Annotated in this window: 16 protein-coding genes and 2 riboswitches; of the genes, 11 read left to right on the top strand and 5 right to left on the bottom strand. The window is 62.2% G+C overall.

Annotation, left to right across the window (positions count from 1 at the left end; genetic code table 11):
- Window positions 1–89 precede the first annotated feature (89 nt).
- Window positions 90–1,202, top strand: coding sequence for a molybdopterin-binding protein (locus HCN58_RS00375; protein WP_171577410.1), 1,113 nt, complete (start codon window positions 90–92; stop codon window positions 1,200–1,202).
- A 13-nt stretch (window positions 1,203–1,215) separates the two neighbouring features.
- Window positions 1,216–3,165 (top strand): molybdopterin biosynthesis protein, encoded by a 1,950-nt coding sequence (locus tag HCN58_RS00380; RefSeq protein WP_171577411.1) that lies wholly within the window; start codon window positions 1,216–1,218, stop codon window positions 3,163–3,165.
- Window positions 3,166–3,218: 53 nt separating this feature from the next.
- Here HCN58_RS00380 and HCN58_RS00385 read toward each other — a convergent pair whose 3' ends face one another.
- The gene (locus HCN58_RS00385) at window positions 3,219–4,598 is read right to left on the bottom strand and encodes a sensor histidine kinase (RefSeq protein ID WP_311966751.1); all 1,380 of its coding nucleotides are present in this window, start codon (window positions 4,596–4,598) and stop codon (window positions 3,219–3,221) included.
- On the bottom strand, window positions 4,585–5,277 hold the full coding sequence (locus tag HCN58_RS00390) for a response regulator transcription factor (RefSeq protein ID WP_171577412.1): 693 nt from the start codon (window positions 5,275–5,277) through the stop codon (window positions 4,585–4,587). The genes HCN58_RS00385 and HCN58_RS00390 overlap by 14 nt, the downstream gene beginning before the upstream one ends.
- A 446-nt stretch (window positions 5,278–5,723) precedes the next feature.
- Between HCN58_RS00390 and HCN58_RS37005 the strand changes: the two genes are divergently transcribed.
- Together HCN58_RS37005 and HCN58_RS00400 are read left to right on the top strand one after the other, a co-directional pair.
- Window positions 5,724–6,167 carry a hypothetical protein gene (locus HCN58_RS37005; RefSeq protein ID WP_171577413.1) on the top strand — a complete coding sequence of 148 codons (444 nt, stop codon included), beginning with the start codon at window positions 5,724–5,726 and terminating at the stop codon, window positions 6,165–6,167.
- A 73-nt stretch (window positions 6,168–6,240) separates the two neighbouring features.
- Complete coding sequence (locus HCN58_RS00400; protein WP_171577414.1) at window positions 6,241–7,371, top strand: FAD-dependent monooxygenase; 1,131 nt, start codon at window positions 6,241–6,243, stop codon at window positions 7,369–7,371.
- Window positions 7,372–7,709: 338 nt separating this feature from the next.
- Here the strand turns inward: HCN58_RS00400 and mobA are convergent, their stop codons facing one another.
- A complete protein-coding gene (mobA, locus tag HCN58_RS00405; RefSeq protein ID WP_311966752.1) occupies window positions 7,710–8,327 on the bottom strand; it encodes a molybdenum cofactor guanylyltransferase MobA in 618 nt (205 codons plus the stop codon).
- 37 nt (window positions 8,328–8,364) lie between these two features.
- Complete coding sequence (gene fdhD, locus HCN58_RS00410; RefSeq protein WP_171577415.1) at window positions 8,365–9,255, bottom strand: formate dehydrogenase accessory sulfurtransferase FdhD; 891 nt, start codon at window positions 9,253–9,255, stop codon at window positions 8,365–8,367.
- Window positions 9,256–9,448: 193 nt separating this feature from the next.
- Between fdhD and mobB the strand changes: the two genes are divergently transcribed.
- From mobB to HCN58_RS00425, 3 genes are read left to right on the top strand one after another with little or no spacing between them, the layout of a single operon-like run.
- Window positions 9,449–9,976, top strand: coding sequence for a molybdopterin-guanine dinucleotide biosynthesis protein B (mobB, locus tag HCN58_RS00415; protein WP_171577416.1), 528 nt, complete (start codon window positions 9,449–9,451; stop codon window positions 9,974–9,976).
- 8 nt (window positions 9,977–9,984) lie between these two features.
- A complete protein-coding gene (locus HCN58_RS00420) occupies window positions 9,985–11,241 on the top strand; it encodes a molybdopterin molybdotransferase MoeA (RefSeq protein ID WP_171577417.1) in 1,257 nt (418 codons plus the stop codon).
- Between the two features lie 41 nt (window positions 11,242–11,282).
- Entirely contained in the window at window positions 11,283–11,513 is a 231-nt protein-coding gene (locus HCN58_RS00425; RefSeq protein ID WP_171577969.1) for a sulfurtransferase TusA family protein, read from the top strand.
- Between the two features lie 22 nt (window positions 11,514–11,535).
- On the opposite strand, the gene HCN58_RS00430 is transcribed toward HCN58_RS00425, so the two are convergent.
- Entirely contained in the window at window positions 11,536–11,973 is a 438-nt protein-coding gene (locus tag HCN58_RS00430; RefSeq protein ID WP_171577418.1) for an EamA family transporter, read from the bottom strand.
- A gap of 84 nt (window positions 11,974–12,057) precedes the next feature.
- Window positions 12,058–12,116: riboswitch (Fluoride riboswitch) on the top strand.
- An 863-nt stretch (window positions 12,117–12,979) separates the two neighbouring features.
- Between HCN58_RS00430 and crcB (HCN58_RS00435) the strand changes: the two genes are divergently transcribed.
- The 4 genes from crcB (HCN58_RS00435) (at window position 12,980) to HCN58_RS35255 (ending at window position 14,883) form a co-directional block, all read left to right on the top strand.
- Complete coding sequence (gene crcB, locus HCN58_RS00435) at window positions 12,980–13,378, top strand: fluoride efflux transporter CrcB (RefSeq protein WP_235983284.1); 399 nt, start codon at window positions 12,980–12,982, stop codon at window positions 13,376–13,378.
- 16 nt (window positions 13,379–13,394) lie between these two features.
- Window positions 13,395–13,826 (top strand): fluoride efflux transporter CrcB, encoded by a 432-nt coding sequence (gene crcB / locus HCN58_RS00440; protein WP_171577419.1) that lies wholly within the window; start codon window positions 13,395–13,397, stop codon window positions 13,824–13,826.
- Between the two features lie 2 nt (window positions 13,827–13,828).
- Window positions 13,829–14,170, top strand: coding sequence for a DUF190 domain-containing protein (locus HCN58_RS00445; RefSeq protein WP_171577420.1), 342 nt, complete (start codon window positions 13,829–13,831; stop codon window positions 14,168–14,170).
- Window positions 14,171–14,238: 68 nt separating this feature from the next.
- A riboswitch (Fluoride riboswitch) is annotated at window positions 14,239–14,301 on the top strand.
- Window positions 14,302–14,394: 93 nt separating this feature from the next.
- Window positions 14,395–14,883, top strand: a complete 489-nt coding sequence (locus HCN58_RS35255) for a cation:proton antiporter domain-containing protein (protein WP_210265819.1) — start codon at window positions 14,395–14,397, stop codon at window positions 14,881–14,883.
- The last annotated feature ends 5 nt before the right edge of the window (window positions 14,884–14,888 follow it).

Raw genomic sequence — 14,888 nt, forward strand, 5'->3', positions numbered from 1 at the left:
ATTTTGTCCCGGCGTCAATGTGGCCGAAGGGCTCGCCTGCGAGCGGTTGTTCTGTTTATTTCCGGCCCGATTCAGGGCATAGGCGAGCCATGACTTCGCCGCAGCGCCTGCCAACCTCACTTACGCCGCTTGATTTGGCACTCGACGCCCTGCTGCAGGGCGTGGAACCGGTCGCGCCGGTAGAGCTTACGCTTGTCGAGGCGCTATCTTGCATTGCCGCCGAGATGCAGCCGCTTAAGGCGTATCCGCCGCGCGATATCGCCGCAGCGGACGGCTACGTATTTTGCGCACGCGATCTCGTCGGCGCGTCGTCGTATTCGCCGTTTCCGTTGTCGGCGCCGCCGGTCTGGGTCGAGGCCGGCGAGCCCATGCCGGACGGTTGCGACTGCGTGCTGGATTCCGATTCTCTCGACCTGTCCGGTCCGCTGCCGCAGGTGTTGGCGGAGGCGATCCCGGGGCAGGGCGTGCGCCGAGCCGGGAGCGATATCGCGGCGGGCAGTCTGGTCGCCGAGGCCGGGCGGTGCGTGTTGCCGCGCAATCTCCTAATCGCGCGTGCTGCCGGAATGGAGCATTTGAAGGTCCGCCGCCCGCGGCTCGGCGTCGTCAATGTCCCCGGGGCCAGCGTGACGGCGGAGCTGATCGCCGAGAGCGCACGCGCCGCTGGCGCCGAAGTCATCTCCTTCACCGCTGCGGGACGCGATGCCGGATCGATTGCAGCGGCATTGGACCACAGCGCATGCGATCTGCTTGTGATCGTCGGCGGCTCCGGCGTCGGGCGCACCGACGCCGCGGCGACGGCGTTGGCCGCGCGTGGCAAAATTCTCGCCCACGGCATTGCCCTGCAGCCCGGCCGCACCGCGGCCGTCGGGCGCATCGGCAAGATGCCCGTCGTCGTTCTGCCGGGCGCGCCGGATCAGGCGGTTGCGGCATGGTGGACGCTGGCGCTTCCCGTACTCGATCGGCTATCGGGCCGGAACTGCCGAGAAACTGTCAATTTGCCGCTGGCGCGCAAGATTGCATCTCAGGTCGGCGTCGCCGAGACCGTGTTGTTGGAGCGGAAGCAGGATAGGTGGATCACGCTCGCTGCGGGTGAATTGTCGCTAGAGGCAATTGCCCGTGCCGAAGCCTGGCTCCTGGTGCCCGGCGGCTCGGAAGGATTTGCGGCGGGCGCGTCGGTCGATGCCTATATGTTGCGGGATTGATATGAGTGCGGGAATGACCAACACGCCATCGCCCAGAGATCGCGACAATAGCGAGCAGGACCAGTTCCTGACGATCCTGTCGCGCGAGGATGCGCTGGCCCGTTTCGAAGCCGCCTTGTTTCCGCGCGCCGTGCCGGGCGAGCAACGGCCGCTTGCCGACGCGCTCGGCTGCGCGCTCGCTGAGGACGTAACAGCGCCGATCGATGTGCCGCCATTCGATCGCTCCAACGTCGATGGCTTTGCCGTGCGTTCCGCCGATCTCGCATCTGCCGGCGAGGCTTCGCCGGCGCGCGTGATGCTGAACGACGAGGTGATCGCCTGCGGCACCGCGCCGACGCGGCCGGTCTTGTCGGGAACGGCCACGCCGATCGCGACCGGCGGTCCGGTGCCGCGCGGGGCAGACGCCGTCGTCATGGTCGAGCACACGCAGCCGGCGGGGCATCGCGCAATCGACATCCGCCGCGCGGCTTCGCCCGGTCAATTCGTGTCCTATGCCGGTTCCGATATCGCTCGCGGGGAAGCGCTGCTGCGCGCCGGCACCATCATCGGATCGCGCGAGATCGGCATACTGGCGGCCTGCGGCATCGCGGATGTTGCCGTCGCGCGGCGGCCGCGCGTTGCGATCATGTCCACCGGCGATGAACTGGTGCAGCCTGGCCATGCCCTGCGGCCGGCTGCGATCTACGATACCAACGGCGCGATCGTCACGGCGGCGATTACAGAGAATGGCGGCGAGGCAAAGTTTCTCGGCGCCGTCGCCGATGATGAGGCGCAACTCGAATCCGCGATGCGCGAGGCGCTCGCGACCAGCGACATGCTGGTGCTGTCAGGCGGCACTTCAAAGGGCGCGGGCGATGTCTCCCATCGCATCATCAGCCGGCTCGGCAAACCCGGCATTATCGCCCATGGCGTGGCGCTCAAGCCCGGCAAGCCGCTGTGCCTTGCAGTATGCGACCGCAAGCCCGTGATCATCCTGCCGGGATTTCCGACCTCGGCGATGTTCACCTTTCACGACATGATCGTGCCGGTGCTGCGGCGCATGGCCGGCCTGCCGCCGCGTTCGGACGCCAAGGTCAATGCACGCGTGCCCGTGCGGATCGCCTCCGAACTCGGCCGCACCGAATTCGTGATGGTATCGCTGGTTGAAGGCGCGGATGGGCTGATTGCGTATCCCACAGGCAAGGGCTCCGGCGCCATCACCTCTTTTGCCCAGGCCGACGGCTTTCTGCGCATCGATGTGCTGGCCGATCAGATGCCGGCCGGCAGCGAGGCCGAGGTGACGCTGTTCACGCCGCATGTGCGGGTGCCTGATCTCGTCATCGTCGGCAGCCACTGCACCGGGCTCGACCTGGTCACGGCGCCGCTGTCGCATGCCGGGCTCACCGTGCGCTCGATCGCCGTCGGCAGCCTCGGCGGGCTCTCGGCCGCCAAGCGCGGCGAATGCGACTTTGCCCCGATCCATTTGTTCGACGAGAAAACCGGGACCTACAACACGCCCTATCTCACTGAAGGGCTCGAACTGGTGCCGGGCTGGCGGCGCATGCAGGGAATCGTATTCCGCAAAGGCGACCAGCGTTTCGAAGGTCTTAACGCAGAGGGCGCAGTCCGCGCCGCGCTGGCCGATCCGGCCTGCATCATGGTCAATCGCAACCAGGGGGCTGGCACGCGCATCCTGATCGACCGGCTGCTCGGCGGCGCGCGCCCGGACGGCTACTGGAATCAGCCGCGCTCGCACAATGCGGTGGCCGCGGCGGTCGCGCAGCAGCGCGCCGATTGGGGCATGACCATTGCGCCGGTCGCGCATGCGTCAAACCTGGGTTTCATTCCCTTTGCCGAGGAGCATTATGACTTCGCGCTGGTGAAGGCGCGCAAGCAGAGGCCGGCCGTGCAGGCCTTTCTCGACGCGCTGGCGTCAAAGGTGGGCCGCGCGGCGCTGGCGCACGCAGGCTTTCGACCGGCGTGAGATCGCCGGTATGAGCATGGAGCAGCGCGTGAGGTAGGCCCGCGCAGACGTAGCTAGCCGGTCGGCGTTGAAAACCAGAGTTTGAACTGCAGACCCGGCGAGTTATCAAGCATTTCGATCCGCGCGCCGTGAAGGTTGGCGACGGCAGCCACCAGGCTTAGCCCCAGCCCGTTGCCGGGTGTGTAGCGACCGTGTTCCAATCTGTAAAAGCGCTTGAAAACATGCTGATGCTGATCAGCGGGAATTCCGGGCCCGTCGTCAGAGATCGAAATGACCGAATTGCCATCAATGTTTTCGTTCGCCACGATGACTTTCCCGCCGGCGCGACCATGCTTGATCGCATTGTCGACAAGATTGGCGATGGCATCAAAGATCAGATCACGATCGCCGATCACCAGCACCTCACGGTCGCCGATAACGAAGAGACGGGTGCCGTCCTGTTCGGCCGCTGCATCGTACAACTCGACAACCTCACCGGCGATTTCGGCCAGATTCACGGTGCGAAAGGCGCCCCTTCGTGCCTGTGTCTGAATTTGTGCAATCCGTGTGATTGACGAGAATATACGCAAGACAGCATCAAGGTCGGCGATCGTGTCGCCGATCAGCGATTGATCATCCTCGCCAATGCGCTGACCGTGGTAGGCCTTCTCCAGGCGTCCGCGCATTCGCGTCAGCGGTGTCCGCAGGTCATGCGCAACGTTGTCGCTCACTTGCTTGATCTCCCCCATCAATGTTTCGATGCGGTCCAGCATCAGGTTGAGGTTCTCAGCAACGCGATCCCATTCGTCATGGGTGCCGCGGAGCGGGATACGCTTGTCCAGACCACTGAGCATGATGGCTTGACTGGTGGCGTTGATGGCTTCAATCCGCCCCACTGTGCGGCGCGTCACCAAGATGCTGGCGACGCCCGCGACCAAGAACATCAACGCAATGCTCGAGATCACGGCTGCCTTGATTTGATCGCTAAAACTGTCGAGATCGCTTATATCCTTTGCCATCAGCAGGCGATCGCCGCCTGGAAGCGTTTCGACCCTTCCCCGCAGCAGCGGCCGTTTTGCCGTGCTGGGCAACGGCTCCGGCGCGCGAAACTCGGTCCATCCGCTGGCCGCCGCGCCCGCCGATGGCCATACCTTGAGGTTGCCTGCCAGCGCGGCCAATTTGGGATCGACGAGGATGTACACGTTGTCCGCGAAGTCCTTGTCGGCCGTGCGTTGTTTAATCAGGTCGATCAGACCATCGCGCCCCGATCGCTCGTAAGCGCTCCGAAGGCTCGAATACTCGGCCATGATGGCGCGGTCCGATCGGCTGCGCACATAGGAAGCGGTGGAAAGATAGACGTAACTGAAAATAGCCGAGGCGATCAGGCCGAAGGTCCCGATGCCGATCAGCGCCTGCTTGAAAGTCGATGACGTGAGGGTCTTAGCCAGGAGCACGGAGACAATACCCGACGCCGCGAACAGTATGTATCAACGGATAGGCCTGCTGGCCGTCGACTTTGCGACGCACGCGTCCAACATACACGTCGATAATATTTGTTGAGGGATCGAAATGAAGATCCCAAACGTGCTGCAGCAACATTGCCCGCGATACGACGCGGCCTTCGTTGCGCACCAGATACTCCAGAAGTTGGAATTCCCTGGGAAGAAGCGAAATGTCCTTGCCGCGTCGGCTGGCGCTTCGCGACATCAGGTCGAGCGCGAGATCGCCGACTCGCAGGATGGTTTCCTTGACGATGGTTTCGCTGCGCCGGCCAAGCGCCTCGAGGCGCGCCAGCAGTTCGACGAAAGAAAACGGCTTGACCAGATAGTCGTCGCCGCCGGCCCGCAAGCCGCGCACCTTGTCGTCGACTTCTCCGAGCGCGCTAATGATCAGGAAGGGGGCGGCGATGCCGTCGTCACGCAATTGACGCATGACCGCGATGCCGTCGATGTCTGGAAGCATGCGATCAATCGTGATCACGGCATAGCCGCAAGCCGCGCAGCGGCCCAGCGCTTCGTTGCCGCTGGCTGCCAAATCGACCTGGTAACCACTGGTCGTGAGCTGTTCCACGAGTTGGCCGGCGGTTTCCGGGTCGTCCTCGACGACCAGAATACGGCGATGACCTCCCGTCATGGTCTTCCGCCTCCGCAGGACTGGCCAAGGTCGAATTCGCTTTGGCAAATCGGAAGCCGTAAAATCGAGCTATATCAGAAGCCAACCCATGCGTAATCTGAAGGTTGCGTGATGAGGTCCGCAAAGGGGTGTGGTGGTCGCCACCGGCAGATCCAGTTTTGCTTCGCCGGAACACTTCCGAGTGACGACCGTCACCAGCCCTTGCGCGCTGCCTGCGCCGTCGCAACAGGGCCCCGTATGGTCGCATCAGTACCTCCCTCGCAACGCGCCAAATCAGACGGTCGCGGCGGTCTCAGTCGCGATACGGTTCGGCGGCGCTAGTAGCCGTAGTCGCCGCAGACATCGACCCACCGCACTCCGTAGGCCGTCCACACCCGCCGCCAGCAACCGTTGTAGGAGGCGTAGACGTAAGGCACGCCGACAAAAGCAAAGCGGTGGAAGCGGTGATGGAAGAAGCGGTGATGGAAGCCGTGGTGATGGAATGCGGTCGAAAATCGGGGCGCGAATCCGGCATGTGCAAAATGCGCACCCGCGAACCGGCTGCCGCCGAAATGCATGCCTCCGCCCATGCCGCCGAAGCGCATACCGCCACCGCCGAAGTGCATGCCACCGCCGCCGTGCATCATGCCACCGCCGCCGTGCATCCCGCCACCACCGCCATGCATGCCGCCGCCACCGCCGCCGTGGCCACCGCCGCCTCGCGCAAGCGCCGGTGGCGACACGGCAAGCGCCGTGGCAAGCGCACCCGCGATGAGGCAATTAAGGAGCTTGTTGTTCATCCTAATCCCTCCATGGTTGAATTACAGCGACGCATAGCGTCGCCGGAAGAAAACAATCCAGCAGACCCAAACGGTCCAACGATTTCAAATGACAAATACGACAGTTTCTGACAGGGAAGTTAGTTTCCGCCTCGAAGGAAAGCTGCATTAGCGCGAGAACGAGAAAGCGGGGAGACGTGAATCGTTGAAACGGTCTCTGTCAGTTGCGATCATCGGCGCCGGCATGGGTGGGCTCGCGACCGCCGCGACGCTGCGGCGATTGGGTATCGACGTCACCGTCTACGAACAGGCTGCGCAGTTCGCGCGGATCGGCGCCGGCATCCAGATCGGCTGCAATGCCATGAAGGTACTGCGCGCCCTGGGGCTGGAGGCGAGGCTGCGCGCGCAATCCTTCTATCCGCGTTCCTGGAACAACCGCGACTGGCGCACCGGCGACATCAAGTTCGACATGATTTTCGGCGAGAGCGCCGAGCAGAAGTTCGGCGCGCCCTATCTCCTGGCGCATCGCGGCGACCTGCATGCGGTGCTCGCCAGCGCCGTTCCCGATGCATGCATCAGGCTCAACCACAAACTGGTCGGGCTTGACGAAACGAGCGAGGGCGTCCGGCTCGCCTTCGCTAACGGCGCAACCGTTACAGCCGACGCCGTGATCGGCGCCGACGGCGTTCACTCGGTCGTGAGAGATATCCTGTTCGGCGCTTCGCCGGTGAATTTCACCGGGCGAATCGCCTACCGCACCACCTATCCCGCCACGCAGCTCGGCGGCGAAAAGATCGACGATTGCACCAAATGGTGGGGCGAGGACCGCCATATCGTCATCTATTACGTCAAGCCGGACCGCAGCGAGATCTATCTCGTCACCAGCCAGCCCGAGTCGGATTTCCGGATCGAATCATGGTCGGCGAAAGGCGATGTCAGGGAATTGCGCAAGGCGTTTGCCGGCTTCCATCACCAGGTCGAACGGGTGCTGGCCGCGTGCCCCGACGTCCACAAATGGGCGATCGTCGACCGCAATTCGCTGGAGCGATGGGCGGATCGCAACGTCACGCTGCTCGGCGACGCCTGCCATCCGATGACGCCGTATATGGCGCAGGGCGCGGCGATGGCGATCGAGGACGCGGCGGTGCTGTCGCGCTGTCTCGACGGCGTCGAGCGGGAAGGTGTTGCGAATGCATTCCGCCGTTTCGAGGCGACGCGCAAGGCGCGAACCGCGCGCATCCAAGCAACCTCGCGCGCGAATACCTGGCTGAGCGGCAAGACCGATACCGACTGGGTCTACGGCTACGACGCCTGGAGCGTGCCGCTGGCGGGATAGAGTACGGCGCTATTTGCGGGGTAGTAGAGGAAGTGGTTGCGCTGCTCGGCCTCGGCCAGCGCGCGCGTCGCGGCCGGTGTCCGAATTTTCAATTCCGCCGGGACCGCGACAAGCGTGCTGCTGCCGGTACCCAGCGGGTGAACCGCTCGGCGTCCGAAATGAACAGCGCAACATCCAGGGCGAACGTGATCGCCCGAACGATGAAAGCCAGGACACCTCAAAGGAGCTCGCTCATCTGTGTTTCTCGTTAATCTGGCGGGTGGTTGCCCGCTTGGGATAACCAGTGGTCGCTACCGGCCGCGACTGGATTCGACCCGGAACTGCGGCCATCTGGCCGCTTAATCCCCACCCAGCGCCGCGAACCGTTCCGCCTCCGCGATGTCGTCCATGGTGTTGGCGTTAAAGAAAGGGTCGAGCGGCGTGATAGGCCATGTCACAGTGGCGAGCCTGTAGCGTGCGGTCCAGCGGTCGATTTTCCTGATGTCCTCAACGACCAGCGCGTGGCGCAGCTGTTCGCGCAAGCCGACCCTCCATAACCCGATGACCGGATGCGACTGGCCATCGGAGGCGGCAACGGCCAAGTCGGCATTCTCCGCTTCGAGCGCGCCATAGAGGCGCGACACCAGATCGCGCGGCAGGAATGGACAATCCGCGGCGGCGCTGAGAACAAATTTTACATCAGGCCGGCTGGCCGCGGCCCAGTCGAGTGCCGCGAGGATACCAGCGAGCGGTCCTGGAAAATCGGCCACGCCATCGGCAATGACAGGCAGGCCGAACGCTGCAAACCGCGCTGGGTCACCATTGGCGTTGAGGATCAGGCCGTCGCATTGCGGCGCAAGTCGCTCGATCACGCGGTCGAGGATGGTGCGGCCGGCGATGGTGCGCATCGGCTTGTCGCCGCCACCCATCCGCCGCGCCAACCCGCCGGCGAGCAGTACGCCCGGAATTCCAGGCACGCCTCTTGGCGTTGTCCGCGCGTCTCTTGACGTCGCCTTACTCGTCACGTTCTTCGCCCTTGCGCTTGTGCCGCGCGGATTCTTCCTCGATATAGTCGAGGTTCTGGTCGAACACGATCCGCTCCTGTCCGGATAACGCAATGAAGCGCTTGCCGCGTGTACGCCCGACCAGCGTTAGCCCGACCTGTCGCGCCAGTTCGACACCCCACGCGGTGAAGCCCGAGCGCGAGACCAGAATGGGAATTCCCATCCGTACCGTCTTGATCACCATCTCCGAGGTAAGCCGGCCCGTGGTGTAAAGGATCTTGTCGGCGGGATCGACGCCGTGGCGATAGATCCACCCCGCAATCTTGTCGACCGCGTTATGGCGACCGACGTCTTCGGTGTAGCAGACGGGAGTGCCTTCCTTGCACAGCACGCAGCCATGGATTGCGCCGGCCTCCAAATAGAGCGAGGGCATGGTGTTGATCGTGCGCGTCATCTGATAGAGCCAGGAGGTGCGCAGCTCGGCCTTCGGCAACGCCACGCTTTCCACCGCTTCAAGCAGGTCGCCGAACGCGGTGCCCTGCGCGCAGCCGGACGTCTGCGTGCGCTTCTTAAGCTTCGCTTCGAAATTGGTGTGGTGCTCGGTGCGCACCACCACCACCTGGAGATCGTCGTCATACTCGACCTCGGTGACGACGTCGTCGTATTTCAGCATGTTCTGATTCAGGAGATAGCCGAGCGCCAGATATTCCGGGTAATCGCCGATCGTCATCATGGTGACGATCTCCTGCGCGTTCAGATATAGCGTCAGCGGCCGTTCGACCGGCACCCGGATCTCGACCGCTGCACCCGTCTGGTCGGTCCCGGCAACGCGCTCCGTCAGCCGCGGATCCTCAGGATTCGGCACGATCAGGGGGGCAGGGGCTTTTTCCATCTTCATCATAGGACGCAGGTTAGCATGACATTACCTGTAGGCTGATATAAGCACCGGAGTTAACAAGTCACGGTTTACTCCGTCATGGCCGGGCTTGTCCCGGCCATCCAGGCCTTTCTTGCTGCGGTAGCGGCAAGATGTGGATGCCCGGGTCAAGCCCGGGCATGACGATCCTGCAAGGAATGCAGGCTCGGAGAGCAAGATGAAAGTGATAGGCCTCGCGGGATGGAGCGGCGCCGGCAAGACCACCTTGCTGACGCGGGCGATCCCGCAGTTCTCAAAACAGGGCCTGCGTGTGTCTGTCATCAAGCACGCCCATCACGCCTTCGACGTCGACGTCCCCGGCAAGGATTCCTGGCGGCATCGCGAGGCCGGTGCGGCGGAAGTTCTTGTATCGTCCGGCCGGCGCTGGGCGTTGATGCATGAGCTGCGCGGGGCGCATGAACCACGATTGCCGGAACTGCTGGCGAAGCTATCGGCGGTCGATCTTGTCGTCGTCGAGGGTTTCAAGCGCGAGCCGCACCGCAAGATCGAGATCTACCGCGCTGCGAATGAAAAACCGCTGCTGTTCCCCGATGATCCCGGCATCGTCGGCATAGCGACCGATACGGCGGTTGAAACCGAGCTGCCGACCGCCCATCTCGACGATATCGAGGCCGTGGCGGCGATGATGTTGCGGTCTGCGATCTCGCTCGAAGACGTGCTGGCCAAATGCGAAGCTGAGGGCTGATCAAGCACATGGCGCAACTGTCCGACGATTGCTTTGCCTTCGGCGGCCCGATGATGTCGGTCGATGAGGCCATTGGTCTCATTGCCACGCGGGTGACGCCGGTCGTGGATATCGAGACGGTTGCGCTCGCTCGCGCCGATGGCCGCATTTTGGCGCACGAAATTCTGGCACCGCTGCCGCTGCCGCCCTTCACCAATTCCGCCGTCGACGGCTATGCGGTTGCGAGCCGCGATCTCCCGCAGCAGGAAGAGCAGACGTTTCCGGTCACCGGCCGCGTTCAAGCGGGCAGCTCCGCATCTGCCCCGCTCACGCCGGGACATGCCATGCGCATCTTCACCGGTGCGCCGATGCCCGAAGGCGCCGATACCGTCTTCATGCAGGAAGACGTCCGCGTCGAAGGCGACAAGGTGGTGCTTCCCCCAGGCCTCAAGGCCGGCGCCAACGTACGCCCCGCGGGCGAGGACATCGCGTCAGGCTTCGCGGCGCTGCACGCCGGCCAGCGACTGCGTCCGCAGGATGTCGCGCTTGCCGCGGCGTTCGGGTTCATCGAGCTCGAGGTCGTCAGGCGCATTCGCGTCGCCGTGTTCTCCACCGGCAACGAACTGGCCTCGCCGGGCGAGACGCGCGGGGCTGCGCAATTGTTCGATTCCAACCGTTTCATGCTGATGGCGATGCTGTCGCGGCTCGGCTGCGAGATCAGCGACCTCGGCATCATTCGGGATGAGCGTGCCTCACTGGCCCGCGCGCTGCAGGAAGTCGCCGGTAGCCACGATTTGATCCTCACCACCGGTGGTGTTTCGACCGGCGAGGAGGACCATGTCAAGGCGAGCGTCGAAAGTGTGGGCAGGCTCGTGCTGTGGCGGATGGCGATCAAGCCGGGACGCCCCGTCGCTATGGGCATCATCGGCGGCACCCCGTTTATCGGATTGCCCGGCAATCCGGTGGCGAGTTTTGTCACTTTCGTTCACGTGGTGCGTCCGACCATTCTGGCGCTATCCGGCGCTCGGCCGGAACCGCTTCTGCCGATGCCGGTTCGCGCCGCCTTCAGCTACAAGAAGAAGATTTCGCGCCGTGAATATGTCCGCGTCAGCTTGCGCATGGGTGCCGACGGCGCGCTCGAAGCGGTAAAATTTCCGCGCGAAGGCGCGGGCCTGTTGTCGTCGCTGGCGGACACCGATGGGCTGGTCGAACTCGGCGAAGACGTCACGCAGGTATCGCCCGGCCAGACAGTCGGGTTCCTATCCTATGCAAGCCTGATCAACTGATGTCCGTTGACGATGCGGGCCCCCTTCGCCATGGTCGGCGCATGACGACGACAAAACTTGATCTCGCCGGGCTGAAATGCCCGCTGCCGGCGTTGAAGACGCGCAAGGCACTGAAGACGCTGCCGCCCGGCGACAGGCTGGAAGTGCTCTGCACCGATCCGCTGTCGGTGATCGACATTCCGAACCTCATTCGCGAGACCGGCGACAAGGTCGAGATCACCGAGCGCAGCCAGGACCGCATCGTGTTTCTGATAGAAAAAGCGGAGCAATAACCAGGCGGGACTGCCAAGTCTACTAAGACTTGTAGGCGACCAGGACCGCGCCAGCAGCGATCAGGGCGACGCCGAGCCAGTTCGGTATCGAGAGACGCTCGCCCAGAAAAACAACTCCGAAAACTGCAACGAGCACAACGCTCATTTTATCAATTGGCGCCACGCGAGCCGCGTCGCCCAATTTCAGGGCGCGGAAATAGCAGATCCAGGATCCCCCCGTTGCGAGCCCCGAAAGCACGAGGAACGAATAGCTTCTCGCGGACACGGTATTGGGTGACTGCCACTGTCCCGTGCCCGCGAGAATGATCCCAAGCACGCACAGAATGACGATGGTCCTGATGAAGGTCGCGAAATCGGAGTTTACATTTTCCACGCCCACTTTTGCGAATATGGCGGTGAGCGCGGCAAATGCGGCAGACAGAACGGCCCAGAATTGCCAAGACAGAAGAGCGGATTTCATTGCATGGCCTCGCATTGATGGTCGATTTGGTGGTTCATGGCTGCTGAGGGGGTATTGCGCCGACTCGCCGCCTCCACTAAGTTTTCCCGCGATGGGGATGGGGTCCCCACAACCGCCGCAAGGCTGATGACTCCGACCAGGCGCTTTGCGTCGGTAGGAGCATGTCTGAACTCCTCCACTATAGGCAACTGGTTTGAACGGCTCGCGCTGCTCGGAAGAGCGGCAGCATGAGGTATTCGACGGTGCGTTACGGCTGGAGGACGCATGACTTCGTTTGGCATTTTCCATTTTCGGAGCGGTAATTAACGTGCGCCCGATCGGAAACGCGCGCACGATCGGCGACATAGAATTTGGTGTCGACGTCCCCTCCTTGGGAGCCGACCGGGTAGCATGGACTTCACACGGCATCTGTCCGCGCGACAGGCACCGGTTCGACGGACAGGCCCATTCCAACGTATTCGAGATTTTGCAAATCGCCTCGCTGGGCACGCGATGAATGGCATGTCGCGATTGTCAGCGAGTCTTGGCGATTTGCCGGAAGCAAGAGCGAGGCACATCCGACAAAGTCTCTGCGCGTTATCCAAGGCCGTTCTGCGGATGTACTTTCCTGGATGAACAAGAATCGTTCTGCGAAACTCGATAAGACAAGCTCATTGAGGCACACAGCCTGAGAGACTCTATGTGGACGGGAGCGGCAAATGACCGAAGAACAGGTGCGACTTGTGAGGCTACACAAGCGTTGGGCCGATCGAGATACATTGTCGTGGCTCGGCGTCGTGGCTCCGCTTTGCGCTGCTGTTTGTTACGGGTCTTCAGTTCGTTCTCGATCGCGCCGGAATCGAAGCAACCGAGCGGACTGGTATCACGCTCTTGCTCGCCCTCATTGTGATTCTGGCCGCGATCTGGCAGGCCGTTGGCCTGGAAATTGCTAGAATTCATGTGATTGTGAGAGGCATAGACTTGGAGTGATGAACGTGCCCGCTCAATTTCGGCCAAGGCGGCTCGGATGTACGCGCCTATGGTAAGTGCATTACTTTCCGTCGTCGTGGGCAGCGCGCTGGGAGGCGTTGCGCGCTATTTCGTTTCGGGAATCGTGGCCAGGCGGGTCGGCGAGACCTTTCCGTGGGGTACGCTGTCGGTCAACGTTAGTGGCGCCTTCCTGATCGGCATTTTTGCGGCATTAGCTCGAAACAATGCATCGCTATTTGCTGCGCCAAACCCGTGGCTGTTCGCAGTGACCGGCTTTCTTGGTTGCTACACGACTGTCTCCTCATTCAGTTTGCAGACGCTGGCGTTGGCGCGAGACGGCGAGGGGGGACGCGCCATTGGCTATGTCGCGATATCCGTCGCGCTATCGATTGGTGCCGTTGCCGTCGGTTTTGCAATAGTCAATCTGACGAGATGAGGTGGGATTTGCGACAATGACCGATGGCAAGGCCGCTCCCAATCGCTGGAATACCGCGATCCTCTATGGATATATTGCAACCGGCAGCGTAGTCGGCGGTGTCGCCCGCTATCTTCTTTCGCTTGTCATTCAGTTCGGTACGGAATTTCCGTGGGCCACCCTTTTCGTCAACGTCACCGGCTCGTTCATCATCGGATTCTACAGCACCTTCAGTGGCCCCGACGGACGGTTGTTCGCAAGCGCCCGACAACGGCAGTTCGTCATGACCGGATTTTGCGGGGGCTACACGACTTTCTCAACCTTCAGCCTGGAAACATTCAGGCTGCTGCAAGCCGGCATGGTACAGACTGCGTATACAAATATCGCCATCTCGATCGCGACCTGGCTGGTGGCCGCGTGGCTGGGACATCTGCTGGCAAATCGACTCAATAGTTTGAAGAGGAGCTAACAATGCAAATCCCAAAGCAAGCGCTGCTGCTCCGCATTTTCATTGGTGAGGATGACAAATTCGGCGGATCACCATTGTACGAGGCCATCGTGCTCAAGGCACGCGAATCGCACCTCGCCGGAGCAACCGTCCTTCGCGGCCCGATGGGCTTCGGTGCATCCAGCCGACTTCATACCACGAAGATCCTGCGTCTTTCGGAAGATCTGCCTCTGGTGATTGAGATCGTCGACAGCGAGGATAAGATCAATGCCTTCCTCCCAACGCTGGACGGTATGATGACCAGCGGCCTCATAACGCTGGAAAAAGTTCAGGTTCTTCAATACGGAGCCAAAGCGACGAGCTGATCGCATAGCGTTCGGCATTTGACCGGAAACTATTTGGCCTTGTCATTGTTTGCGCCAGAGGTAGCATCGTCATTTCAGGGGATGGAGTCCCCCCCAAAATCGCCATTCCGGCTGATGACTCCTGCGAACGCGCCAACGCGCGAGCAGGAGTATGTCATGGTTGGACATCGGCCGGCTGCCGCCAATTCCGTAATCCGTCGAGCTCTTCGTCTGTGGAGGGCGTCATGACAAGCGTTTGGGCATTGGCCCCCTTATGGCTCGGCCTCGCGCTGGTCGCGAGCCTGTTGTCGATCTGGCTGAGGATATCGACCGCGCTTTCCGAAATCGTCGTGGGCACCATCGCCCAACTGGTAACTGGCGCGATGATCGGGCAGGCCGTGCTGGGCACCGACGAATCCTGGATCAAGTTTCTGTCAGGCATCGGTGCGATCGTGTTGACGTTTCTGGCGGGCGCCGAGCTCGATCCTGCCGTCTTCAAGTTGAAATGGAGAGAGGCTGCTGCCGTTGGCTTGGCAGTTTTTTCTTCCCGTTCATCGGTTGCGCTGCGGCCGCCCATCACATCCTTGGCTGCAGCCGATGCCGAGCTGGCTTGCCGGCGTTGCCATGTCGACCACCTCGGTAACCGTGGTCTACGCTGTCATGCTCGAGTTTGGCTTCAATCGAACGGAATATGGATAGACCGTTCTGGCCGCCTGCTTCGTTACCGATCTTGAGACCC

The sequence above is a fragment of the Bradyrhizobium australiense genome (assembly GCF_013114825.1).
In the GTDB taxonomy this organism is placed as follows: Bacteria; Pseudomonadota; Alphaproteobacteria; order Rhizobiales; family Xanthobacteraceae; genus Bradyrhizobium; species Bradyrhizobium australiense.

Bases quoted from the DNA above. Each gene is read 5' to 3' on its own strand.
- HCN58_RS00380 (WP_171577411.1), top strand. From the start codon at position 1,216: ATGACCAACACGCCATCGCCCAGAGATCGCGACAATAGCGAGCAGGAC.
- HCN58_RS35255 (WP_210265819.1), top strand. From the start codon at position 14,395: ATGACAAGCGTTTGGGCATTGGCCCCCTTATGGCTCGGCCTCGCGCTG.
- HCN58_RS00445 (WP_171577420.1), top strand. From the start codon at position 13,829: ATGCAAATCCCAAAGCAAGCGCTGCTGCTCCGCATTTTCATTGGTGAG.
- HCN58_RS00390 (WP_171577412.1), bottom strand. From the start codon at position 5,277: ATGACGGGAGGTCATCGCCGTATTCTGGTCGTCGAGGACGACCCGGAA.
- crcB (WP_171577419.1), top strand. From the start codon at position 13,395: ATGACCGATGGCAAGGCCGCTCCCAATCGCTGGAATACCGCGATCCTC.
- HCN58_RS00430 (WP_171577418.1), bottom strand. From the start codon at position 11,973: ATGAAATCCGCTCTTCTGTCTTGGCAATTCTGGGCCGTTCTGTCTGCC.
- mobB (WP_171577416.1), top strand. From the start codon at position 9,449: ATGAAAGTGATAGGCCTCGCGGGATGGAGCGGCGCCGGCAAGACCACC.
- HCN58_RS00425 (WP_171577969.1), top strand. From the start codon at position 11,283: ATGACGACGACAAAACTTGATCTCGCCGGGCTGAAATGCCCGCTGCCG.
- HCN58_RS00420 (WP_171577417.1), top strand. From the start codon at position 9,985: ATGGCGCAACTGTCCGACGATTGCTTTGCCTTCGGCGGCCCGATGATG.
- HCN58_RS37005 (WP_171577413.1), top strand. From the start codon at position 5,724: ATGGAAGAAGCGGTGATGGAAGCCGTGGTGATGGAATGCGGTCGAAAA.
- crcB (WP_235983284.1), top strand. From the start codon at position 12,980: ATGTACGCGCCTATGGTAAGTGCATTACTTTCCGTCGTCGTGGGCAGC.
- HCN58_RS00375 (WP_171577410.1), top strand. From the start codon at position 90: ATGACTTCGCCGCAGCGCCTGCCAACCTCACTTACGCCGCTTGATTTG.
- fdhD (WP_171577415.1), bottom strand. From the start codon at position 9,255: ATGATGAAGATGGAAAAAGCCCCTGCCCCCCTGATCGTGCCGAATCCT.